This window comes from Stratiformator vulcanicus (assembly GCF_007744515.1).
In the GTDB taxonomy this organism is placed as follows: Bacteria; Planctomycetota; Planctomycetia; order Planctomycetales; family Planctomycetaceae; genus Stratiformator; species Stratiformator vulcanicus.
Window position 1 is genome coordinate 1,905,245 of record NZ_CP036268.1, and the last position, 22,704, is coordinate 1,927,948.

The window sequence follows — 22,704 nt, forward strand, 5'->3', positions numbered from 1 at the left end:
CTGCTTAAGACGATCTATCAGAACATCATGCAGGGCTTGACCGACGACCTCTCACCGCGCTGACCCGAACCGCGATCCAAGATGTCATTCGCCGGTCGCGCTTGCCTAGTTCGAATCGTCACCGGCAATGTTCCAAGCCGTCAGCCAAGTCGTCTCGCCTCGTTCGAAGCCGAAGTCTTCGATGAGCCGCTCCTCCATGTCGGGCATGTGCCCCGCACCATAGAAGATCCCGATTTCCGTCTGCCCGGCGGCGAGTTGTTTTTTCAACTCGTCGAGAGCCACGGCGTTGCGTTCGGTAATGATCGTGGACCCATCCGGCCCGCTGAAGGTGTCGGTCAGGACATCCATTTGCGTAAATTGCTCAGCCATCAGGCCCTTCAGTTTTGTCGCGCGGTCCTTATCGAACAGCATCGCGATGATTTCGAAATCGGACGGCGGGCGTCCCGACTTCGATTGAGCGGCCATGCTCTTGGTCATGATGTTCATGAACATCGTGAACCAGGACTCGCCCCGTTCCTGCATCTTCTCGGCGAATTGTTTCGGCGACATGTCGGCGTGAACCATGTTGTCAGCCCGATAATCGATCAGCGAAAGCTGGTGTTCCAGTTCGAGCAGATCTTTCATTCCGGTCTGCATCGATCCGATCAACGACATCGATGCACCGCGATCGTTCTTCGCCGCTCGCGTGCCCTTCTTGATGGCGTCTTTCTCTGCGACCAACTCATACAGCACGGCTTCGTAGTCTTCGAAGCGATCGTTCAACGCCTCATAATACGCTTTGTCGCCGACGTGAATCGCACCGATCAGGTCAACGACCGTATCGCCTTTCGTGAACCGGACAATCGACGTCTCCAACGCTTTCGCCTTGCCGCCTTCAGTTCGCAGCAGTCGAACCCACTCGGTCTCTTCGGTGACATCGGCCTCAACGACGGTCGTTGCGGCATCGCCCGCGCACGCGAGCGACGGCACGCCCGCTGCGATCAGACCCAGGAATAACCGAAGCAGAGAATCGCTACCGGGTTTGGGGAAGTGCTGAGCCATGGTCGTCTCGTCAATCGGAATGGAGATGGCGTCTCGGTCGTTCAGATATCATTGTCCGGGTTTCGACAAGCATAGGCCGCAATCCGACCAGAGGAAATACCCACGCGCCCTATCGTCACATTGACGGATGTCATCCGCTCCGCCGCGTCTCAAGTCGCCGCCGAGCGATCGCTCATTCCCACTATGCTGCGACGTGTTTGCAATGATCGACGAACCCCCTGAATCGCGTCAATCACCCAATTGAAACCGCGAAACACACAATTTAATGTTCGAAAAATGTGCATGGGGTCGACTCGCGGCGAGACTGTCGAAACGGGCGGACTTGACGCATTTCAAAGCCTATGTAGCATTTGTGATCAGATCAGGGTTCTCGAAACCTGCCGCCGTCGGTAATATTCCGCCGACGGCACGGAGACCGGCGTGCCCTCCGTACGGCTTTGCCCCAAGTCGTGCGCTGCTGCCGAGGGACTTTTCCCACAACGACCTGAGACGGTGACTCACGGATCGGGTTGCTCGGGAAAACACCACAAGAGATGGTTCCGCCCGGATTCCGATTCGGCGAACCGACAACGGCACAAGCGGTCTGTAGGAATAGACAGAGTCTCTATTTTCACTGATTTGAAGCGGAATTCGAAAGTGTTTTCCGGCCGGCACTTTCTGAATTGAGTTTTGATCGGTCGCCACCCTTACCCGCCCGGCTTAGTCATTAACGCCGGGCATTGCAGCCTTTTTCAAAGCACGGATCCATGAAAGACCTCGCCAAAGTACGCAACATCGGCATCTCCGCCCATATTGATTCGGGCAAGACCACGCTGACGGAGCGGATCCTCTTTTACAGCGGCAAAACCCACAAGATCGGGGATGTCAAAAAAGAGGGAGCGACCATGGACCACATGGAGCTCGAAAAAGAAAAAGGCATCACGATCACTTCCGCCGCCACGAGCGTCGCGTGGGACGGTCACCCGATCAATATCATCGATACGCCCGGCCACGTCGACTTCACGGTCGAAGTGGAACGCTCACTTCGCGTGCTCGACGGTGCGATTCTCGTGCTTTGCGCCGTCAGCGGCGTGCAAAGTCAGTCGCTGACCGTCGACCGCCAAATGAAGCGGTACAAAGTTCCGCGGCTCGCCTTCATTAATAAGCTCGACCGTACCGGTTCTGATCCCGACAGCGTGATCAGCCAGATGCGCGACAAGCTCGGCATCAATCCGGTCCAAATGCAGGTTCCGATCGGCCTCGAAGATGACCATGACGGCGTCGTCGACCTGATCAGCAGGAAGGCTTATGTCTTTGAAGACGACAAAACGAAAAAAGACAACTTCAAAGAGGTCGAGATTCCGGCCGACATGGTTGACCTCGTCGAAGAGAAGCGGCACGACATGCTCGAAGCCCTCTCGATGTTCGACGACAATTTGATGGAAGCGCTCCTCGCGGAAGAGGAATACGATGAAACGAAACTGCACCAACTGATCCGTGATGCCGTGCTGGCTCACGAGATTGTGCCGGTCTACATGGGCTCGGCTTTCAAGAACAAGGCCGTCCAGCCGCTGCTCGACGCGATCGTGCGCTACCTGCCGAACCCGACCGAGGTCGAGAACTATGCGATCGACAACGATCAGTTCGTTGAGGGCGAAGATCCGAAAAAGATTCGGCTCAAACCCGATGACGATCTGCCGCTCGTCTGCATGGCGTTTAAGATCGTGCTCGAGCAGTTCGGTCAGTTGACCTATACCCGGATTTATCAGGGCAAGATCGTCAAAGGCGAGACCTACGTTAATACGCGAACCGGACAGAAGGTTCGCTTCGGTCGACTCGTGCGTATGCACGCCAATGATCGCGAAGACCTCGAAGAAGCGGGGGCAGGGGACATTATCGCCGTCGTGGCGGTCGATTGCGCCTCAGGGGATACGTTCTGCGGCGACGGTAAGAACTACTCGCTCGAAAGCATCTACGCCGCCGAGCCGGTCATTACCCGTTCGGTCGAACCGACGAAGCGCGACGGCGCTGACAAACTCGCGAAGGCCCTCGAACGGTTCCGCCGTGAAGATCCGACCTTCCACGTCCGCAGTGACGAAGAAACCGGTCAGACTTTGATCGCCGGCATGGGCCAGTTGCACCTCGAAGTCTATATCGAGCGCATTAAACGCGAGTACGGCGTCGAGTGCGAAGTTGGTGCCCCGCGAGTTGCTTATCGCGAACGTCCGACCCGAGGCGTCGTGTTCGACTACAAACACAAGAAGCAGTCGGGCGGTTCGGGACAGTACGGCCACGTCAAAGGCAACATGGAACCGCTACCGGAAGACGCCGAAGAGCAGTACGAATTCGTCAACGAAATCACGCAGGGTAAAATTCCTAAGGAATACATCCCGGCGATCGATAAGGGTTTCCGTTCGATGCTCGATAAAGGCCCGTTGGCCGAATGCGAGGTTGTCGGCGTGAAGATGACCGTCAACGATGGTTCCTATCACGATGTCGACTCGTCGGAAATGGCGTTCCAGGCAGCCGGTCGCGGCTGTATGCGGGAAGAGATCTTCACCAAGGGCAAGTTCACGCTCATGGAACCGATCATGAAGCTCGAAATCGAAGCCCCGGAAGAATTCCAAGGTTCGGTCGCGGGACATCTCGCCAGTAAGCGTGGCCTGATCAACAACATCTCGCAGCGGGGACAGGACTGCGTGATCGACGCCGAATGCCCGCTGTCGGAGTTGTTCGACTACGCCAACGAGCTGCGTTCGATGACACAGGGCAAAGGCAACTACTCGATGGAATTCGCCAAGTACGGCGTTGTTCCTCAGAGCCTGCAGCCTGAGATCATCGCCAAGCGCAAAGCCGAAAAAGAGGCCCGGTTGGCCAAGACGTAATTTGGAGATATGCGTTGACTCGACTAAGCCGGAGCCATGGCTCCGGCTTAGTTTTTGCGCTGACCGTCAAATGGAAGAACAGAACTCGATCGCCGATTTCGTTCGCGTCGCCTGCCTCGCCGAATGCACCGCGGCGAAGCCGGGCAACGTGCATCCGCAGGCGTCGTTTGATGATCTTACCTACGCAGATTTTGCGCGTTCCTCAGAGGCGATCGCGCCGATCTTAGCTGATCGCGCATTGGGTATCGGTCGCGCAGTCTACGATGCGGTCATCGCGTCCCGAGCGATAACTGCATCGAACGCACATCTCGGCACGATCCTGCTCCTCGCTCCGCTCTGCCGGGTGGAGTCCGATGTCGCAATGCGACGCTCGCTGTCAAAGCTGCTCACTGAAACGACGGTCGAAGATGCCGAACTCGTTTATAGAGCGATCCGCCGAGCCTCGGCGGGCGGGCTCGGCCAGTCTGATCAGCAGGATGTCGACCAAAAACCGACTGTCTCGCTTACCGAGGCGATGCGACTGGCAGCCGATCGCGATTCGATCGCGCTGCAGTATACGACCGACTTCGCACTTGTCTTTAACTGGGCCGACCGGCTGGGCGAACTCAGCGTCCAATTCTCAAGCGATTGGGAGCGCGTCGTCATCCGGCTATATCTGGAATTGCTCGCAGCAGTGCCGGACACCTTAATCGCCCGCAAACGCGGCAAGTCGATCGCCGAAGACGTTTCACGCAGGGCGTCTAATTTGGTTCGACAAGAAGAAGTGGACCACGATGCCCTCGCACGCTTTGACCGCTATCTCCGCAGCGACGGAAACGGGCTCAATCCCGGCACGACCGCCGACCTCATCGCGGCGATTCTATTCGTGGCATTGAGAAGCGGATCGATTAAACGCCCCGAATTTAATAAAGAGACGACCTGATTATTAATCGATCTATTGACCGAGTTGAAACACCTTGAGCTCGGTTGAATCGCGGACAAAGTACCGGCCGTTCGCATAGGCAGGCAGCGCTCGTACGACCGGATCGGTATCAGGATCGAATAGCTCCGCCCGCGCGAGTTCGCGATAAGCCGCCGCATCTGCGGCGAACAGAATCAATTCGCCGTTCGTCGTTTGGGCGAGCATCGTCTCACCGATTCGCATGAGCGTGCCGTATCCAAAATCATCCTGCACCCACTTCGATTTACTGCCGTCGAGTTTGAAGCACTTGAGCGAGGTCGGGCCGAGGTCGTCTCGGCCGTCGATCGCAAACAGGTGTTCGTTCAACCGCACCGGCGTTGCGTACTGTGTTGCAAGCAGTCTCGACCGTTGCCTTCGCATAAATTCGGCCTCATCCCGCGGCGGACCGACCGCCACGATTGCGCTGCCGACGCCGTAGCTCGCGGTGAAAAAGAACTTTCCCGCGTCTGTCGCTTCGGGCATGTAGACGGGACTCGCTCCGGTCACTGTCGGACCACGAGCCCCGAACGGGAACTCCCACAATAACTTGCCGTTGCTCCGCTCGATCGCCAGGCACTTCAGTCGGGTGGCGAAGATCGCACGTGTCCGGCCTTCAACTGGTGCGGCGATGGGGGATGAGTAGCTCGCCCGCTCTTCGGTCGATGTCCACAGCACCTTGCCGGTCATCTTGTCGAAACCGACGATGCCGGCGTCCTGTCGATGGCCCCCGACGTTCGCCATCAGCACATCCCCAATCACAATCGGCGTGCTCCCCGCACCGAAGTAGCCTTCCTCGGCTCCGAATTCTTCATGCGTCGCGTTCGACCAGAGAAGTTTGCCGGTTGCGAAGTCGTTGCAGCGGAGCAACCCCTGCGCTCCGAACGTGTAAACGCGAGTCGATTTCCCATGAACGTCCGAATCGATCACGGGCACGCAACGGGGGCCATCGTCTTCAGAAATCCCGCCGGTGAAGGTCGTCGCGGCGTCGTCTTTCCATTTCGGCTCTCCCGATTTCACATCGAACGCTTCGACGCGTTCCGAGTCTTCGACCCGATGGAAGAGAATGCCGGTCTCACCTTTGATTGCGACCCCCGCGAACCCGCTGCCTACCGAACGCGACCACAGTAGCTTGGGACCCTGTTCGGGGAAGGTTGCCACGATTTTCTCGTCGCTGGCTGCCACGCCGTCGCGCTTCGGACCGAGGATTTGCGGCCAATCACCGGCGTGGGCCAGCGAAGCGGCGAAGATCAGTGCGATCGGAGTCAAACGGAACATGCGAGGGCTTTGGCGAGAAATAGAGTCAAGATGCGACGGCCGCTCATACCACTCTGTGTTCTGCGGCTTGAACCCTCAACTCTGAAGCGTTGTCCGTCCGCTTATCCGCTTACTCCGTGCGCGGCTTGTTTCGGCTGCCGCTTATCCGCTTACTCCGTGCGCGGCTTGTTTCGGCTGCCGCGTATCCGCTTACTTCGTGCGCGGCTTGTTTTGGCTTCAAATAGCTCCACGATCGACTAGTCGACGGGCACCACCCTGTGGAATCGGAGCGTGACTTCCCGATCGACGACCCGGCGGACCGCTTCGGCGAGGCAGGTCGGTTCGTTGTCGCCTTCGCCCAGTCGCTTGATCTCTTCAAGAGAAGTCCCCGGGCGGACCGTGATCGTGCTTTGGTGAATGATCTGGTTGCCGGCGTCAAGTTCCGGCACGATGAAGTGCGCCGTCGCCCCGTAAGTGAGCATCTTGTGCTCGAACGCGTCCTCATAGGGACGAAAGCCGGGGAAAGGGGGGAGTAGGCCGTGATGCAGATTGATGATCCGACCGCCGGCAAATTCCCAACAGGTGCGTGGCGGCAGTACCCGCATGTAGCGGGCCAGCACGATGTAATCGACCTCATATTCGTCGAATAGCTGGACCATCCGGTCGTTGTCGGGACTCCCTTTCTCGTCGGCCACGTTGTGCCACGGGACGTCAAACTGCTCGGCGAGGCCTCGGCAGGCTTGGCGATTGCCGATCATCACGGCCGCTTCCGCCTTCAGCCGACCGTCCCGAATCCCACGCAAAATCGCCAGCGGCGGTTCCGGGCGAAAGGTCGTGCAGATCGCCAACCGTGGCGGGCGGGCGTGTTCATCACGCGACCAGACGCGGACGGTCAGCCCTTTGACGCGTCCGATCTCCGTCAGCCGCTCACGCAACGTGGCGACGGACTCCTGCTCGACGGGCCATTCGACGCGCACGAGCATCGCGAACAGCCGCTCGGCTCCGCGGTCGTACATCTGAATTTCATGAATATTCGCCCCCGCCCCGGTGACGTAATGCACGATCGGGTCGGCCAACCCCTGACTATCCGGGCCGACGGCGGTGACGATCACTTCCATGGGAGGCTGCTGCCAGAATGATTCTAGTTCGAAGGGGACTCGCTCTAGTTCGATCATATTCCGCAACGACGGACTTCGCCTTCGTGCAGCGGCAATATCTCCAGTTGATGAATCGCATTGTTCGGTTCGAAACGATGACTCCGGCTGCGGTGGAAATTTGTTCGCGAAATGCGCGTAATCAGTCGGCCTTCAAATCCCATGCAACAATTGAAACGGAGCAAGCCGAAGATGCGCACGCCAACGAAATGGTTCTGCCAAGCTGCGATCGTGATCGCATTGTTGTTGCCGCAGCAGGCCAGCGCCGCGGATTGGTGGGCGGACTACCTGCCGGATGAAGTCTTTGCGGTTGTTGTGATCGATGCCGAGTCGATCAAACCGCAGGCGGTCTTGAATCGAATCGCGACCGAAGAAATCCAGCAGTCGCCGATCTACCCGCAATTGCTTCAATCGGCGATCATGGCTCAGGGACTGCTCGATGCCACGAAGGTCAAACAGGTCGTTGCGGTAATTTCGGAACCGACTCCGATGTCGAAGACGCATTGTGTCCTTGCGCTCCAGGGGAGGGATGCGTCACCTGCTCTGATCAACAATCTGCTCGGCAACATACCCACCCCGCCGGGGCGGAACGGAGAGCCGGGCGCAGCTCCCAAAGTCATCGAGATTGCGACCGTCGGGGACGATCGAGTGCTCGCACTTGAATTGCCGTCGCTGTTGGAAGGTGCAAAGAAGCGGTCGGAACCATATTGGCAACTGGATGAAATCGAGAAGGCCTTGAAGTCAGTTCCGACTGGCGGAGTTCGCGGCGTTGTGATGCCAACTGCCGAGCAAAAAGCACTTGCCCGTCAGCAGATGCCGCCGGGGAAGAAGCCGTTCGACGAACTCGGCCGCTTCTTCGTCAGCGAAAATCTGCAATGGGGAGCCATGGGCCTGACGCTGGGAAACGAAGTGAAGCTCAAATTCATCGCAAAAACGCCGTCCACGGAATCAGCCGCGGAGGGTGTGAAGCTCGTCTCCGAAGCTGTCAATGACAAGACGAGCGAATTGTCGAAGGCGATGTCCGACCCTCAAATGCTCGTGCCGTCGGCCGAAGGCGATCGGATGGTCCTCGAATTCGACGGTACGGAGACAGTCGCCTTCGTGAAGGACACTCTGATCCGACCAGCGGTCAAAAATGCCAAGGCGGCGGCCGAACGGTCATTGATGAAAAACCGGTTGAAGCAAATGATGCTGAGCCTGCACAACTTTCATGACAATTACAGGTCGTTTCCGGCTCCCGCCGTCGTTGATGCGGACAAAAAACCGCTGCTCAGTTGGCGGGTCGAGATGCTGCCGTTCTTGGATGAGTACGATCTCTATAAAGAGTTTCGCAAAGACGAATCTTGGGACAGCCCGCACAACAAGCAGTTGCTGAGCGAAATGCCGGACGTTTTCAAGACCGCCGGCAGCGAAGAGAAGGAAGGCTATACCCGCATCGTCGCGCCGGTCGGCGACGGGATGATGTTCGAAAAAGGGAAGAAATTCTCGATTCGCGACGTCACTGACGGAACGTCGAACACGATTATGGTCCTGCTCGCCAATGAGGAAAGTGCCGTCCCTTGGACGAAGCCGGACGACCTGAAGATTGATCTCAAAAAACCGCTCAAGGGTCTCGACGGGCAGTTCGACGGAACAGGGTTTCTTTGTGCCTTGGCAGATGGGAGCGTGCGATTCATTTCTTACAACATTGGCTTGCGGACTCTGAAAAATCTGCTGCAACGGAACGACGGCCAGGTTATCGGCGAGTTTTGAAGCTGGCGTGACCGGTATGACTTCGGGCGGCAGAACTGCGATGGTTCTGCCTCTTCTGTCGCAGAACCGCCTTTGTCAAAGGGCTTCGGAAAATAGGTCGATGACAATGGACCAACTCTGGGCCCCGTGGCGGCTTGATTACATTAAGGATCCTGATCGGCAGAAGGAGCCGCCGCCGACTTCTTCGGGGTGCTTTCTGTGTGATTACCGCGAGCAGCCGGAGCGTGATGACACGAACTTCGTGGTCGCGCGGGCGGAGCATGTCTTCGTGGTGCTCAATCGGTTTCCCTACAACAACGGGCACCTGCTGATTGCCCCGCTGGAGCATAAGGGCGAACTGGCCGAGCTCTCGGCGGAGGAACTACTCGGCTGCGTCACCGAGATGCAGCGATTCGTCAGTAGTCTCAAGGAGTTGCTGAACGCCGACGGGTTCAATATTGGGCTGAACCTTGGCTCCGTTGCCGGGGCGGGGCTGCCCGGTCACCTGCACTGGCACGTCGTTCCGCGTTGGTCGGGGGATTCCAATTTCATGACAGTCACCGGCGATACGAACGTGATCCCGCAATCGCTCAGCGCATTGCACGCGATGTTGCGGGGTCGGCTCGATTCGGCATAGCCGTCGCAAAAAACCGAAACCGCCTGATCGATCCAGACGATGAAGATACGGGGAAATCCCGCAAGTCTTTGGCTCGGACCTCTGGCTGCGCGGGCGTTGGTGCCGTATGGTACAGGCCCCGCCGCGCACCCCCACGGCCGGTTCCCTTTCGGGTGCATTTTTTGATTGAATATTCATGACGCTGATCGTTCTGCGCGCCATTTTCATTCTCGTTTTTGCGGGCGGACTCGCGACGTTCGTGAGCGGGGGCGTCGACTTCGAAGATCCGACTATCTTCGAACAGTACCCGCTGATCACGTTCATCTCCGGAATGCTGCTCGCCGGCGCCGTCGTCGCGGCCGATGTTTTGCTGCGGCCGAAGCGGATCGAGGCGATCTCGGCGATCTATTTCGGAATCGTGGTCGGCGTCATCTTGACGATTCTGCTCGTCCAAGCAATACGGCCGGCTGTGCCGGACCGATATGAAGCGATCATGACAACGCTGTTGGCCTTGCCGACGGTCTATCTGTGCGTGTCGCTGCTACTTCAAACTCGAAACGATTTTCGGTTCGTCATTCCCTACGTTGAGTTCGTTCGAGAACTGAAAGGCGGCACGCCGCTGCTACTCGACAGTAGCGCGCTCATCGATGGCCGCATCGCCGACGTGACCGAAACGCACCTGATCGACTCCGAACTGATTGTGCCGCAATTCGTGCTGCTGGAAGTTCAGGAGATTGCCGACAGTTCCGACAAGAATCGTCGGGCGAGAGGACGACGCGGCCTTGAGGTACTCGCGCGATTGCAAAGCGACGCGAACATCGACGCCCGGGTCCTCGACACCCACGAAGGAATGATCGGTGCCAAGCAGGTCGATTCACGGCTCGTCGATCTCGCTAAGGAGCTGAGCGGACGCATTGTCACGAACGATCTGAGTCTGCAGAAAGTCGCCTCGTTGCAGGGGGTCGCCTGCGTCAATCTCAACGATGTTGCGAACGCGCTCAAACCGCGATTTCTCCCCGGCGATCAGGTCCGCATTCGCGTGATCAAAGACGGCGAGTCACCGGGTCAGGGGGTGGGCTATCTCGACGACGGCACCATGGTCGTCTGCGAGAATGCCGCCAAGCGGAAAGGCGAAGAGCTGGACATCATCGTCACCAGCGTGCTGCAAAGCAGCGGCGGTCGCATGTTGTTCGGCCGCGACGCCAACGAGCCGGAGTGACGGCTCCTGTTACCAATTAATGGTTGATTCGCGAAGCGCCCAGCGGAAGCGAGCCTCCGCTTCAACATCTTCGGCATCGATCGGTATCGCATCAGGAGCGATCGCTCCTTTGACCTTCGGGCTGACGTCGGCCTCGTCGGCACGCTTTAGCAACTCGCGCAAGACGAATAGGAACGCCGATTCGCCCGACTCGCCGTCGGCATCATCGACCGCATCCGGGCAACGAAGGCCGCGCGGTTCAATACGGACGCGGGCAATTGACGGGGCGTGTTCATCTTCTACCTCTGCCAAGAATTCGATCGACGGGGTGAGCCGCTCCGTTTTCCTCTCGACCTCCCGCTGCCAATTCAAGTCAGATCCGGGATCACCTTCAGGATCAGGCATTTGAAACGGCTGCGACAGCCGCTTTAAAAATTCGACGCGGCGAACGCGACCACCGACGATCACCTTGATCGCGAACCAAGGAATGCGGTGTCCTGGATTGTCGGCGATCAGTTCGAGTTTGATCGCTTCCGCATCAATTCGCACGACTTTTGGTACGCAGGGGATAGGCATCCGCGGAATTGACTCTTGACGAAGAATTGCGTAGCCAAAGCCGCCGCGTTGGAGATTGCCAGCCACGGCCTCTGCGGCATCACGACTGAGTCGTTCGGCCAAAATGCCACGGCACTGCCTGGCCGCCTGATTGGCGTCCGTTCGCGACATCGCCCCAGCATCAACGAGGACCGCGGCAAATACGGGCCATGGGGCTTTGGCGGGCTCTGACAGGACTACGCAGTATTCGTCCATCACGATCGCCCCTCCTACGATATGCTGATGTGAAATGCGACGGTTCGCGTTTTCGTTCAATCGGGCTCGGCGACGACCGGATTCGACAGCGTCCCGAGGTCGTCGATCGAAATCTCGACGTGATCGCCCCCTTGCAGATAAACCGGAGGCGTGCGGGCATCGCCGACGCCCGGAGGCGTGCCGGTGAAGATCACGTCGCCCGGTTCGAGGGTGATCAGTTGCGAGACGTGGGCGATCAATTCGTCGATCCCGAAAATGAATTCCTTCGTGCTGCCCGACTGCATCGTCTGTCCGTTCAGTGACAAAGTCACGTCCAATGCATGGGGATCGCCGACTTCGTCAGGCGTGACGAGATAGGGTCCGAGTGGTGCGAAGGAATCCGGATTCTTGCCGAGTGTCCATTGCCCGCCCGGCCGACCCTTCTGCCAGTCGCGGGCCGAGACGTCGTGCCCGATTGTGTATCCGGCGACGTGCTCGAAGGCCGACTCTTTCGAGATGTGCTTGCCGCGCTTGCCGATCACGACGACCAACTCGGCCTCGAAATCAACTTTCGAAGACACCCGCGGCAGTACGATGGGATCACCCGGACCGATCACGCACGAGGAAAATTTCACGAAGCAAACCGGCTCCGAAGGGATTTCGGCCCCGGTCTCGACGGCGTGATCCCGATAGTTCAGACCGATGCAAAGCACCTTGCCGGGGAGAGGGACCGGTGCGGCAAGACGCCCTTCGACGAAATCGCCGGCGGCGCGTCCGGCATTAAAGGCTGACTCGGCCCGATGCAGCCCGTCCGGCTCGCTCAGGATGTCGATCATCGACGGTCGCGAGCCGAGATCTTCGTCCCGCAACCTGACGAACCTCGGCTCGTCCTGTGATAGATCGACGCCGACTGCTTGCGTCCCTTCGTCCGCGTGAATCGTCGCCAACCGCATCGCAGGCCCTCCGATGTCGATGTCGTTTTCCGCCGGGGAGATCAACCGATTCTCGGCGGTGCCTCATCCGGCGGCAGGTCCCCTGTTTCCTCGGCCTTACCCATCGACCACTTCAGCAACGGCGGCGTTACGACCGTGGTCACCATAACCATCACGACGACCGATGCGTACGTGCTGGTGTCAATCACCGATTCACCGTGACTGACCAGCTTACGGCCTTCATTGGCGAAGATCAGGCCGACTTCGCCCCGCGGGATCATTCCGAGGCCGACTGATAGCTTATTGAGGCCTGGTTCCCGAACACCCAGCGAGCAAATCTGCTTTCCGATCACGGCTGCGATAATGAGCAGCGTGGCCAGTCCCCACACGCTGGAGTCGAGGAAGCTCATCAGGTCGACCTGCATGCCCATTTCGACGAAGAAGATCGGAACGAAAATCGCCGTCAGTGGACGTATTGCCTCTTCGAGTTCGACCGCTTCCTTCGTCTCCAGTTCCTCGTATTGCACACGCTCCAAGATGAGCCCGGCCGCAAAGGCTCCGACGATCGTGGCCAAGCCCATGTAGTTGGCTAAGAAGGCGAACAGGAAGCAGATTACCAGCGCGAAGGTCACCAACAGCCCGTGTCCGCGGAGCGAACTGGCATAATTAAATACAGCTCCGGGGAAATTCAGGTTACCCAGCAGCAACGCACCGCCGAGAAATCCGATTGCCAGGAGGACGATTTGGACGATCTGCCATTCCAGCGATGTCGCTCCATGCTCAGAGGCGTCGTCGATGACCGCAACAGATGCGGCTTCGCCGCCCTCGGCGAGCGTGGCGTTCGCATCTGTCGGAGGTGGTCCGGCTGCTGATGCGGCCGCGATCGCGCCCGAGACGACTGCCAGCACGATCAGGCCGAGAACATCGTCGATGACGGCAGCACCCAGGATGATCTGTGACTCGGTATCTTGACTCCGCCCGATATCTTTGAGCACGCGGGCGGTGATCCCGACGCTCGTCGCACACAAGGTCGCCCCGAGGAACAGCGGAACCTCCCAACCGTCGAAAAAGAGCATCCCGACGCCGTAGCCGAGGGCGATCGGGGCGACGACTCCGAGAATCGCGACGATCGCTGAACTGACGCCGACCTTCATCATCTCGCCGACCGTTGACTCAAGGCCGACTTCGAACAGCAGTAAGACGACGCCGATCTCCGCGAGAATGTAAAGGATCGCCCCCGGGTCGAACCCGTCCGGATGAGCGCCTGATGCCGGAGGCTCCATGAAGTGCAGCACATTGATGCCGACGAGGCTGTCGAGGTTGCCAATGATAATGCCGACCGTCAGTTCCCCAAGAACCGCCGGCATCCCGACCCGCTCGCAGAGGTCCCCGCCGATTTTGGCGAAGAATAAAATGACCACGATTCCAGCTAGAACCGGTGCGACGGGATTGGCGTGGCCGCCACCGTGATCGTCGCCCCCGGCTCCGCCATGGGAGTCGCCGTGCGCCGCATCATGCTCACCTTCGGCGTGCTCGCCGTCATGGTGGTCGTGGTCAGAATCGTCGGCCGACCCGGCCTCCACTTGCTCGCCCGACTCCGTCTGGGCGAATACGTACGCCCCCGGCTGAAGGTCGTGCAGAAGGACTGCCGCAAACAGGAGGGTCAAGAACCCCCAGAATTTGCGTTTACCGATTGGCGACAGCGACGAATACCGCGAACCAGCGCGGCCGAACAAACTGGTCGATGAAGACACAGGAGATCCTTCTGAGTCGGGCTATCCATGGGCCGATGGGCGTCAGTGGGCGACACTATAGTGCGAGCGGGGCGTCAGCGAAACGCATCGCCGGTGCGGCTTGCTGACAGGGGACACTTGCCCATACCGGTGGCGAGCTGGTCTAGCCTCGATCGCGACTGTCGACGTAGACTTCCCCCTGTTCCCAATTTGCAATTTCCAAAGTTCTAAAGCCCATGCGCCATTTTTTGCCCAAGGGATTGACCATCGTTTTGATCGCGATGGCAGTGCTGATCGCGGCCGCCGCGCCGGCCCTCGCAGCCGATCCCCCGGCTGAGGTCGCCGATGGAGCGCGTTCGCTCTCGCTCACGCAACTTCTCGAAGCCGGTGGTTACATCGGATACGGGATTTTGGCCCTGAGTATCGCCATGGTTGCTTCAATCGTGCAGCACCTGATCCGCCTGCGGAAGTCGGCTTTCATGCCGTCGGGTGTGGCCGAAGACGTTCACCGCTGTATCGCGGCGGGGGAATACGGAGCGGCCCAAGAGATCTGTCGGCAGCGCTCGGGGCTGCTCACACACATGCTTTCTTCCGGTCTGGCGGAGGTCTCGCTCGGTTACACCGCCGTTGAAAAGGCGATGGAAGACGCGAGTACGGAGTTCGCCGCTCGACTGTTCCGCAAGATCGACACCCTCTCGACGATCGGCACCATCGCCCCGATGCTCGGTCTGATGGGGACCGTGTGGGGGATGATCCTGGCATTCCTCGAATTTGAAACCAAAGCCAATCCCCAAGTGGCCGAACTTGCCCCCGGCATCTATCGGGCGCTCGTGACGACGCTGCTCGGCCTCGGTGTCGCTGTCCCGGCCCTGACGGCGTTCGCGTTTCTGCGAAACCGCATCGACGAACTGGTCGCCGAGACCTCTTTACTCGCGGAGCAAGTGTTCGCTGACTTCAAGCGGACCCGCGGCCGTCGCACGAAAGAGTCCCGAAAGGCCGACGCCAGTAGGGAAGCGGTCGGCCGACCGTTGCCTCAACCACCCGGTTCCGGTCAGTCGGTGCCGTCGGTCACTCTCACTCGGGAGCGACAGGCATGAGGGTCGCCGCCTCGAATCGACGTGGCGGCTTGCGATTCAATGTCACGCCGCTGATCGACGTCATCTTCATCCTGATCATCTTCTTTCTGGTGGCGAGCCATTTCGTCCGGACCGAATCACGAGAGGATGTCAGTCTACCGCTCGCCGCCTCGCGGGAACACGAGTCACCACCGCGAAAACTGGTGATCACGGTGACGGAGGATCTCCGGGTCTTGGTGGGCAGCCGTGCGGAGGACCGCGATGCAGCCGAGCAAATGATTATAGCGGAGGCAAACAAAGGTGATGAGCCATTTGAAATCCGGATTCGGGCCGATAAGTCGGTCCCGTTCCGGGAGGTCGAGCCGCTGTTGATCGCTTGCGCGAAGGCGGGCATCAACGACGTCAAATTCGCAGTCGTACCGGAATGATCAGCGGGCGCAGCCCGCCGCCCTATCTCTCACCACTCACCAATAACCGCTTACCTCTTTCCATGCGTATCCCTCGCCACGAAATCGATCGCAGTGCTGCCGCCGATCAGGCGATGACGCCGATGATTGACGTGGTTTTCCTGCTGCTGATTTTTTTCGTCTGCGCTTCGGTCGGTCAGACACCGGAGCTTCTGCTGGCGACGGAATTGGCCGGCGGAAAGATCGCCTCAAGCGTCTCTCCGGAGGACCAGCCACCACCGCTGGGTGAGTTATGGATTCGGCTGAGTAGGGCAGGCGAGGCCACGGCCGCGACTGTTAACGGCGTCACGCATCCCGATCTCGATGCCCTCGAAGCCGTGCTCGACGGATTAGTTGAGGCCGAAGCAGCCTCCGAAATGCCCGCGATCCTCGACGTCGGCCCCGAAGTCCCGACCGGTGAAGTCATCCGCGTCTACGACGCCTGCGTCTCCGGCGGCTTCCAGTCAATCCACTTCGCGACCGACGCGGAGTAGCCGGTCGTTCGAGCGTCGAGCCTCATACAATCCGCGCACGAAGTAAGCGGATTATGGGCCCTCAGACAAGCCGCGCACGAACTAAGCGGATTATGGGCGAGCCGAAGAGTGATCCGCTTACTTCGTGCGCGGCTTGTTGAAATGCGTCGCGAACAGCGTTTTCTGCAGGCATCGGGCGGAACTCATGTGCCCGTCCGACTCATCCGCCTGCCACGAAGACCGAGAGCCCAATGCGACTGATAATTTTTTGGGTTGCTGTCGTTTGCGGATTCATCGCTCTGACCACATCGGGCGTTTTCGGGCAATATCACTTGTCCGACACAGGGCTTCCTGCTCAGCCCATTCCCGCGTCAGGATGCGTCGGGGTTGGAGCCGGGAGCGGGTTTTTCCAACTCGATGAAAAAGCATCCTGCTGTGCTCCATTTCCGAAGCCCAAGTCCCTTCGCCACGGCGAAGAAATAGCGAGGCCGCCTGCCGACTCCGCCCGCGTTGCTGAGTCCATCACCTCACAGGATGAGATCGACGCGAAGGTCTATGCGGCACTGTTGGCTCCAACTTCCGTTGATTTTGACAACACTACGCTGCGCTCGGCACTGAACCAGTTCAAGGCGAAGCTGAAGGCCAATCTCGTGATCGACGAGCGAGCACTCCTCGATGACGGCATCAAACTGGATGAGCAACACGTCACGCTGAGGCTCGACGACATCCCGGCGACCATCGCAATTGATGAAGTACTCAAGCCGTTTCATCTGAGCGGAAGCGTGCGCGATGGGTATTACGTAATCACGACACAAACTGAGTCCGATGAGAGCAGGGCGTCGGAAGTCTTCGAAGTCAGCGACCTGTGTGCCGTCGAGTATCAAGACGGTTCGAGCGGCTTCGATGCCACGGGTCTATTGTCCGTCATCCAGCAGACGACATCGGGCCCATGGATGAACAGCGAGGGCGGACGCTTGAATCAAATCGAATTTGGCGACCAATTAATCCTTTCCTTTGAGGCCCCCGATTACTTGCTGGCGGAGGTCACCGTCGTGCTGAGCCGGTTGCGGCGAGCTCGAGAGGGCACCATCGAGCTGCCGATCGACAAGCGATGGTCACCGCGGGCTAAGTTCGCGGTCAACGCGGTCAGGCTCCGAGAACGCGCCAGCTCTCAACTCAGAGGCGCTCTCAAAAAGGAAATTACCGTCGCCTTCGATGACAAACCGCTTCAAGAGGTGAAGGATGAATTGGCTTTGGAACTCGGTCATCCCATTCTCATCGATGAAGTGGCGTTGCACGACGACGGCATCGACGCGATGGCCGAGGTCAACGCCGACCTTCGGGAGATTGCGATCGAATCGATCCTGCAGGTCGCTCTTGAGCAGCTCAACCTCGTCATCAGAAATGAAGGACATTTCCTGCGGATCACCACTCCAACAACGAACTTCGATTTTCCCGAGACGGCGGTTTATCCGGTGGGCGACCTCGCGGCCGAACTTAGAGCGGGCGAACCAATCACGCTCGACTTCGATCGGGTCGCCTTGCTTCTGAGGCCGATCGGCCGCCCTTGGCTCAGTCTGGACGGCCGCGGCGGGTCGATGATCCCGTTCGGGACCGGCGATCTCGCGGCCCTCGTCATTCGGTGTGACCAGCAGACGCACGCCAAGGTCGCGGCACTATTACACCGTATCCGAACCCTGCGACTTCGAGACGCGTCCGCAAAGTAGCGTGCCTGACCGCTTCCCGTTAATCTTTCGCGACCGGAGCGGTTTCCGTAATCGCTCCATTGTGACGGCGCAGGGAGGCTGCCGCCCCGGCCAACGAGTCGACGGCCTTCCGGCACGAGCCTAACGACCGCGATTGACACTCACTCATGCCCGCCCCGCTGTTCGGTGCGACCATCGCCGAGATGCTTTCAGGCCAATTCGGCCTGCCGGAGGCGCTTGCGATCTTCACAGCTGCGGCGATACACGCGTTCGTTCTGATTAACCTGTTCGGCCTCGTCCCACTCGTCGCAATTTGGGCGGAGCGAAAGGTTTCCGGTCGCATCCAGGATCGACTCGGCCCGACGCGTGTCGGCGGTAAATTCGGTTGGCTGCAGGGGCTTGCCGACGGTATCAAACTGATTCAAAAAGAAGACCTCGCCCCGGCTTCGGCGGACCGATGGCTCTTCCGAATGGCCCCATATCTGGCCGCCATCGCAGCATTCGGCGGCTTTCTCGTCCTGCCGTTCTCGCGTGATTGGGTCGCGTATGCCTCCAGCGCAGGCCTGTTCCTCCTTCTTGCGATCGTCTCGATCGGGGTCGTTGGGATCGTCTTCGCGGGATACGCCAGCGGCTCGAAATGGTCGTTATTCGGAGGGATGCGCGAGGCCGCTCAGATGGTCAGCTATGAAATCCCGCTCTCGATCTGCGCCGTCATCCCGGTTGTGGCGGTCGGATCGCTCGATCTTTCCGTGATCGGTGAGACCCAAAGCGGGTGGTTCTTTCCGAACTGGCTGGTCTTTCATAACCCGTTCGTACTCATCGCGTTCATCATCTACTTCACCGTCGCCACGGCCGAGTGCAAACGGGCCCCGTTCGATCTCGCGGAAGCGGAAAGCGAGCTGGTGGGGGGCTTCCACACCGAGTACGCCAGCATGAGATGGGCACTGTTCATGCTCGCTGAATACGGGCACATGTTCCTTGTCAGCGTCATTGCGGCAGTGTTGTTTCTTGGGGCTTGGTTCAGCGGAATTCCATTGATCGACGGCGCCATCGGCTCGTTGCGAACATGGAGTCCCGATGTCGGGATCGAAGGACTTTCGATCGGGGCTTATCTTGCCAATGCGGTCGGTGCGAGCATCGTCCTCGCAAAGGGCGGCCTTGGCGTCATCGTGCAAATTTGGGTTCGCTGGACTCTCCCGCGACTGCGAATCGATCAGGTGATGGCGACCTGCCTAAAGTACTTAATTCCAATTAGTTGCTTTCTGTTCCTCGGCACGATTCTTTGGCCGCTGGTTCTCGCAACCACGCTCGGCCGCACGAGCTTGTTGGACTATCCGACGGCGTTGACTGAGCCGATCGGAGTCCGAGCCGCCCGCGCCGCAGCGGCCTCCCCGGCCAATCGCGCGTCCCATGCTGCGGAGGGCGTTCCCGCAAGCGATGAAGAGGACGACGGCACGCCCGACAGCGGCTCAGGACCGGTTACAGAACAGTTTAAGAAAGCTGATCAGCCTTGGCTGCTCGACTCTCCCGACTCGCCGACGGAGGTCGTTGAATGAGTCTGGAACTGCTTCTCTTCGGATTCCTCGCTCTCGTCACTTGTGGCGGTGCACTCGCGGTCGTCATCACGCCGAATGTTGTGCGAATGGCGTTCTGGCTAATTGTTTCGCTCGGCGGCGTCTCAGGTCTCTACTTTCTGCTTGGGGCCGATTTTGTCGGGGCAACACAACTCTTAATCTACGTCGGCGGAACGGTCGTACTCTTAATTTTCGGCGTGATGCTCACGGCGACCGGCCCTTATGTCCGCATGGAAATTTCCAAGTTCGAGAAAGTTATCACAGGGTTCATCGGGCTGGGTCTGTTCGGAGTCCTCTGTTCGGCAGCCGTCGCAACCGACTGGTCGCCCGCGATCACTGCACCAGGCGACTCCGTTTACGCCCAAGGCGACACAACAAGACCGCTCGGCCTAAAGCTCTTAGGAATTGGAAATGTTCCCGGTGGAGAGACCGGCATCGGTTTCCTTCTGCCATTTGAAATCGTGTCGATTCACCTGCTGGTCGTGTTAATCGCCGCGGCCTATTTGGCCAGAGCAAAACGACGTTCCGAACCCGGCGATGATTAATTCACAAGTATCCCAAGCGTCAAACGAATAAACCTTAGTCTGCCTGATCACAAGAAACTCCTGTTCGTTCAGTGCTGTCCCATGTTAAACGCCTACTTATTCGTTGGAGCTGCGTTATTCGCTTGCGGAATACTCTGCATGATGACGAAGCGCAACGGCATCGGGGTTCTGATGGGCGTGGAACTGGTCCTGAACGCGGCGGGAGTGAATTTCGTGGCCTTCTCGCGATACACCGACCTCGGCCTCGACGGACAGGTCGCGGCCTTATTTATTATCGTGCTTGCCGCCGCCGAAGCGGCAGTGGCCCTCGCCATCGCGCTAAACTTTTATAACAACCACCTGACGATCGACATCGACCGCGCCGACGAGCTTAAAGGTTGATTTCCTACCTCGACATTCCGACCCTACTAACCACCGCGTGGCTCGCCCCGCTGGTTGGGTTTGTCATTAATATCTTGGCCGGCTTTTCGGCACGGAATCGAACCACTCGACTGCCGGGGTTTATCGCAACTGGTTGTATCGCGACGAGTTTTGCAGCGTCACTTGTCGTCTTTCTGAGTAATCCATTCAGTACGCCATTGGACTACGAGCCCGCTATAAATTTAGATGGAATAGGGCCGGTCGCCGTATTTCCGATGGGCGGACCTACCGGTGAGGTTTTTGGCTACTCTATGAGTTGGATCGGCGGGACTTTTTTTAATCTCGCGAAATTCGGTGATATCAAAATTGTCATCGATTGCTACATCGACTTTCTCACGATCGTTATGTTTCTCATCGTGACGCTCGTTTCGCTGTGCGTCCATGTGTTCTCTCTAGGGTATATGGACGACGAGCTGACCGACGAATTTACCGACCATGAAGTCGATGTAGACGGCAATCACCTGCACCGCCGCGGCCGCTTCGATCGCTTCTTCGCATTCCTCGGCTTGTTCAGCTTCGCAATGATGGGTTTGGTCATCAGCGGCAACCTGTTTCAGACATTCGTGTTTTGGGAACTGGTGGGAGCGACGAGTTACTTCCTGATCGGTTTTTATCAGGAACGCGAATACGCCAGCTCGGCTGCCAATAAAGCGTTTATTATGAACCGCATCGGCGATGCGGGTTTTCTGATCGGAATGGCTCTCCTCTTTCACGCATCAGGATCTTTGAACTACGAGCCGGTTTTTAGGTTCGCGCCAGGCATCGCTTCTACATTGCGTTTGACTGAAACTGGCCCTTGGCTGACAATTGCAGGATTGGGCATCTTTGCAGGCTGTGTTGGTAAGAGTGCCCAATTCCCGCTGCAAACGTGGCTGAAGGATGCCATGGCCGGTCCGACACCGGTCTCTGCGCTCGTGCATTCCGCGACGATGGTCGCTGCCGGTGTATTTCTGATTGCACGCGTCTACCCGATATTCACCGAAGACGTCTTGGCGATCATCACCTATTGTGGATTGACGACCTTAATTATTGGAGCGATTGCCGCAGTCTTTCAGAACGACATCAAGCGCATCCTCGCCTACTCAACGATTTCACAACTCGGCTATATGGTCTTCGCGCTCGGCATCGGCGGTTGGACGGCCGGGGTGTTGCACCTGATCACCCACGCGTTTTTTAAGTCACTCTTATTTCTCGGGGCGGGCAGCGTTATTCACGCCTGCCACCACGAGCAGAATGTCACGCGGTTGGGAGGCTTATGGCGGAAAATGCCGATCACCGCCGGCACAATGCTCATCGGAACGATCGCGATCAGTGGCCTTGCCGTCCCGCTATTCGGATTATTTGAAATGGAGTTCTTCGGCCTATCCGGTTTTCATTCCAAAGATGCCATTCTTATTACTGCCTACGGAAGCATGGAAAAGCAGCCGCTCTATTTCTGGATTCCGCTGTGCGGGGCCGGAATTACAGCGTTCTATATGTTCCGCCTTTGGTTCTTAACCTTTGTGGGGAGCGCTCGCTCTGAAGCGAGTGAACACGCGCGGGAGTCGTCATCCTGGATGACGTTGCCACTGGTCCTGCTGGCTCTTTGCAGCGTGTTTGTCGGCTGGGAGGGCGAAGAGGGTGAATTGGCGGGAGTGCTTTCGCACGCGGTAATAGCGGATCACGGATTCGCTGAATTTGGAGAACATGCCCACGGTAACGTACCTCTGCTCGGTATTGTGAGCGCGTTGATCGGCACTGTCGCTGCCGGGGTGCTCTTCGCATTTCCCGCTCTACTCGGCGATAAGGTGTTTGCAATACTCGGTCCCCTTCGCGCATTCTTCGCGTCCGGCTGGGGCTTTGATCGATTGTACGCCGCAGTATTCGTCGGGCCGGTTAAAACTCTGGGGTGGATCGTGGCAATGCTTGATGAGCATCTGATCGATCAAGTGATCCACGGGCTCGCACGATCTGTCAAATGGGTCGCGAGACTTGACCGAAAGTTTGACGAAATATTTATTGACGGTGCAGTCAACGGCGTTGCAACAGTCGCGATGTCATGCGGACGAGCAGCCAGAGAGCTTCAAACCGGAATGCTTCGCCAATACGTCATGTTTATTGCGGCCGGTTTGATCCTGCTTGTCTCCTTGGCATCAATATTTCTGCTGGCGTGATGGCCGAAGAAGCCAACTCGCTTTTTTATGATTCGATATCCACACCGTATGAATAATTA

19 protein-coding genes are annotated in these 22,704 nt (G+C 58.3%); 13 read left to right on the forward strand and 6 right to left on the reverse strand.

Going from position 1 to position 22,704, the window contains the following annotated elements; genetic code table 11:
* Positions 1–105: 105 nt before the first annotated feature.
* A complete protein-coding gene (locus tag Pan189_RS07400) occupies positions 106–1,041 on the reverse strand; it encodes a TraB/GumN family protein (protein WP_145363301.1) in 936 nt (311 codons plus the stop codon).
* 746 nt (positions 1,042–1,787) lie between these two features.
* On the opposite strand from Pan189_RS07400, the gene fusA reads away from it, so the two are divergent.
* Both fusA and Pan189_RS07410 read left to right on the forward strand, forming a co-directional pair.
* Complete coding sequence (gene fusA, locus Pan189_RS07405; RefSeq protein WP_145363302.1) at positions 1,788–3,905, forward strand: elongation factor G; 2,118 nt, start codon at positions 1,788–1,790, stop codon at positions 3,903–3,905.
* Positions 3,906–3,975: 70 nt separating this feature from the next.
* Positions 3,976–4,827, forward strand: a complete 852-nt coding sequence (locus Pan189_RS07410; RefSeq protein ID WP_145363303.1) for a triphosphoribosyl-dephospho-CoA synthase — start codon at positions 3,976–3,978, stop codon at positions 4,825–4,827.
* A 12-nt stretch (positions 4,828–4,839) separates the two neighbouring features.
* On the opposite strand, the gene Pan189_RS07415 is transcribed toward Pan189_RS07410, so the two are convergent.
* Both Pan189_RS07415 and Pan189_RS07420 read right to left on the reverse strand, forming a co-directional pair.
* Positions 4,840–6,120 (reverse strand): outer membrane protein assembly factor BamB family protein, encoded by a 1,281-nt coding sequence (locus Pan189_RS07415; protein ID WP_145363304.1) that lies wholly within the window; start codon positions 6,118–6,120, stop codon positions 4,840–4,842.
* A 236-nt stretch (positions 6,121–6,356) separates the two neighbouring features.
* Positions 6,357–7,217 carry a formyltetrahydrofolate deformylase gene (locus tag Pan189_RS07420; protein WP_145363305.1) on the reverse strand — a complete coding sequence of 287 codons (861 nt, stop codon included), beginning with the start codon at positions 7,215–7,217 and terminating at the stop codon, positions 6,357–6,359.
* A gap of 228 nt (positions 7,218–7,445) precedes the next feature.
* Here Pan189_RS07420 and Pan189_RS07425 point away from each other — a divergent pair, with 228 nt between their 5' ends.
* The 3 genes from Pan189_RS07425 to Pan189_RS07435 all read left to right on the forward strand — a co-directional run bounded on the left by Pan189_RS07425 (position 7,446) and on the right by Pan189_RS07435 (position 10,819).
* Positions 7,446–9,005: a DUF1559 family PulG-like putative transporter gene (locus Pan189_RS07425; protein ID WP_310821213.1), complete on the forward strand. Its 1,560-nt coding sequence runs from the start codon at positions 7,446–7,448 to the stop codon at positions 9,003–9,005.
* 100 nt (positions 9,006–9,105) lie between these two features.
* Positions 9,106–9,621 carry an HIT family protein gene (locus Pan189_RS07430; protein ID WP_310821214.1) on the forward strand — a complete coding sequence of 172 codons (516 nt, stop codon included), beginning with the start codon at positions 9,106–9,108 and terminating at the stop codon, positions 9,619–9,621.
* A gap of 175 nt (positions 9,622–9,796) precedes the next feature.
* Entirely contained in the window at positions 9,797–10,819 is a 1,023-nt protein-coding gene (locus tag Pan189_RS07435) for a PIN/TRAM domain-containing protein (RefSeq protein WP_145363308.1), read from the forward strand.
* A gap of 9 nt (positions 10,820–10,828) precedes the next feature.
* Here Pan189_RS07435 and Pan189_RS07440 read toward each other — a convergent pair whose 3' ends face one another.
* Genes Pan189_RS07440 through Pan189_RS07450 form a run of 3 tightly spaced genes read right to left on the reverse strand, consistent with a single transcriptional unit; the run spans position 10,829 to position 14,273 of the window.
* Complete coding sequence (locus Pan189_RS07440; RefSeq protein ID WP_145363309.1) at positions 10,829–11,608, reverse strand: hypothetical protein; 780 nt, start codon at positions 11,606–11,608, stop codon at positions 10,829–10,831.
* Between the two features lie 56 nt (positions 11,609–11,664).
* Positions 11,665–12,540, reverse strand: coding sequence for a fumarylacetoacetate hydrolase family protein (locus Pan189_RS07445; RefSeq protein WP_145363310.1), 876 nt, complete (start codon positions 12,538–12,540; stop codon positions 11,665–11,667).
* A 41-nt stretch (positions 12,541–12,581) separates the two neighbouring features.
* On the reverse strand, positions 12,582–14,273 hold the full coding sequence (locus Pan189_RS07450) for a cation:proton antiporter (protein ID WP_310821216.1): 1,692 nt from the start codon (positions 14,271–14,273) through the stop codon (positions 12,582–12,584).
* A 215-nt stretch (positions 14,274–14,488) separates the two neighbouring features.
* Between Pan189_RS07450 and Pan189_RS07455 the strand changes: the two genes are divergently transcribed.
* From Pan189_RS07455 to nuoL, 8 genes are all read left to right on the forward strand, one after another.
* Complete coding sequence (locus Pan189_RS07455; protein ID WP_145363311.1) at positions 14,489–15,349, forward strand: MotA/TolQ/ExbB proton channel family protein; 861 nt, start codon at positions 14,489–14,491, stop codon at positions 15,347–15,349.
* Complete coding sequence (locus Pan189_RS07460) at positions 15,346–15,756, forward strand: ExbD/TolR family protein (RefSeq protein ID WP_145363312.1); 411 nt, start codon at positions 15,346–15,348, stop codon at positions 15,754–15,756. The genes Pan189_RS07455 and Pan189_RS07460 overlap by 4 nt, the downstream gene beginning before the upstream one ends.
* 62 nt (positions 15,757–15,818) lie before the next feature.
* Positions 15,819–16,268, forward strand: coding sequence for an ExbD/TolR family protein (locus Pan189_RS07465; RefSeq protein ID WP_310821217.1), 450 nt, complete (start codon positions 15,819–15,821; stop codon positions 16,266–16,268).
* A gap of 230 nt (positions 16,269–16,498) precedes the next feature.
* Complete coding sequence (locus Pan189_RS07470; RefSeq protein WP_145363314.1) at positions 16,499–17,974, forward strand: hypothetical protein; 1,476 nt, start codon at positions 16,499–16,501, stop codon at positions 17,972–17,974.
* A gap of 146 nt (positions 17,975–18,120) precedes the next feature.
* Positions 18,121–19,509 carry a complex I subunit 1/NuoH family protein gene (locus Pan189_RS07475; protein ID WP_310821218.1) on the forward strand — a complete coding sequence of 463 codons (1,389 nt, stop codon included), beginning with the start codon at positions 18,121–18,123 and terminating at the stop codon, positions 19,507–19,509.
* A complete protein-coding gene (locus Pan189_RS07480) occupies positions 19,506–20,072 on the forward strand; it encodes an NADH-quinone oxidoreductase subunit J family protein (RefSeq protein ID WP_145363315.1) in 567 nt (188 codons plus the stop codon). Before Pan189_RS07475 ends, Pan189_RS07480 begins: the two co-directional genes overlap by 4 nt.
* Positions 20,073–20,153: 81 nt before the next feature.
* A complete protein-coding gene (gene nuoK, locus Pan189_RS07485; RefSeq protein WP_145363316.1) occupies positions 20,154–20,453 on the forward strand; it encodes an NADH-quinone oxidoreductase subunit NuoK in 300 nt (99 codons plus the stop codon).
* A gap of 290 nt (positions 20,454–20,743) precedes the next feature.
* Positions 20,744–22,645, forward strand: a complete 1,902-nt coding sequence (nuoL, locus tag Pan189_RS07490; protein ID WP_310821219.1) for an NADH-quinone oxidoreductase subunit L — start codon at positions 20,744–20,746, stop codon at positions 22,643–22,645.
* Positions 22,646–22,704 lie beyond the last annotated feature (59 nt).

Coding starts and splice junctions, on each gene's coding strand:
- Pan189_RS07400 (WP_145363301.1), bottom strand. CDS start 1,041: ATGGCTCAGCACTTCCCCAAACCCGGTAGCGATTCTCTGCTTCGGTTA.
- fusA (WP_145363302.1), top strand. CDS start 1,788: ATGAAAGACCTCGCCAAAGTACGCAACATCGGCATCTCCGCCCATATT.
- Pan189_RS07410 (WP_145363303.1), top strand. CDS start 3,976: ATGGAAGAACAGAACTCGATCGCCGATTTCGTTCGCGTCGCCTGCCTC.
- Pan189_RS07415 (WP_145363304.1), bottom strand. CDS start 6,120: ATGTTCCGTTTGACTCCGATCGCACTGATCTTCGCCGCTTCGCTGGCC.
- Pan189_RS07420 (WP_145363305.1), bottom strand. CDS start 7,217: ATGGAAGTGATCGTCACCGCCGTCGGCCCGGATAGTCAGGGGTTGGCC.
- Pan189_RS07425 (WP_310821213.1), top strand. CDS start 7,446: ATGCGCACGCCAACGAAATGGTTCTGCCAAGCTGCGATCGTGATCGCA.
- Pan189_RS07430 (WP_310821214.1), top strand. CDS start 9,106: ATGACAATGGACCAACTCTGGGCCCCGTGGCGGCTTGATTACATTAAG.
- Pan189_RS07435 (WP_145363308.1), top strand. CDS start 9,797: ATGACGCTGATCGTTCTGCGCGCCATTTTCATTCTCGTTTTTGCGGGC.
- Pan189_RS07440 (WP_145363309.1), bottom strand. CDS start 11,608: ATGGACGAATACTGCGTAGTCCTGTCAGAGCCCGCCAAAGCCCCATGG.
- Pan189_RS07445 (WP_145363310.1), bottom strand. CDS start 12,540: ATGCGGTTGGCGACGATTCACGCGGACGAAGGGACGCAAGCAGTCGGC.
- Pan189_RS07455 (WP_145363311.1), top strand. CDS start 14,489: ATGCGCCATTTTTTGCCCAAGGGATTGACCATCGTTTTGATCGCGATG.
- Pan189_RS07460 (WP_145363312.1), top strand. CDS start 15,346: ATGAGGGTCGCCGCCTCGAATCGACGTGGCGGCTTGCGATTCAATGTC.
- Pan189_RS07465 (WP_310821217.1), top strand. CDS start 15,819: ATGCGTATCCCTCGCCACGAAATCGATCGCAGTGCTGCCGCCGATCAG.
- Pan189_RS07470 (WP_145363314.1), top strand. CDS start 16,499: ATGCGACTGATAATTTTTTGGGTTGCTGTCGTTTGCGGATTCATCGCT.
- Pan189_RS07475 (WP_310821218.1), top strand. CDS start 18,121: ATGCCCGCCCCGCTGTTCGGTGCGACCATCGCCGAGATGCTTTCAGGC.
- Pan189_RS07480 (WP_145363315.1), top strand. CDS start 19,506: ATGAGTCTGGAACTGCTTCTCTTCGGATTCCTCGCTCTCGTCACTTGT.
- nuoK (WP_145363316.1), top strand. CDS start 20,154: ATGTTAAACGCCTACTTATTCGTTGGAGCTGCGTTATTCGCTTGCGGA.
- nuoL (WP_310821219.1), top strand. CDS start 20,744: ATGAGTTGGATCGGCGGGACTTTTTTTAATCTCGCGAAATTCGGTGAT.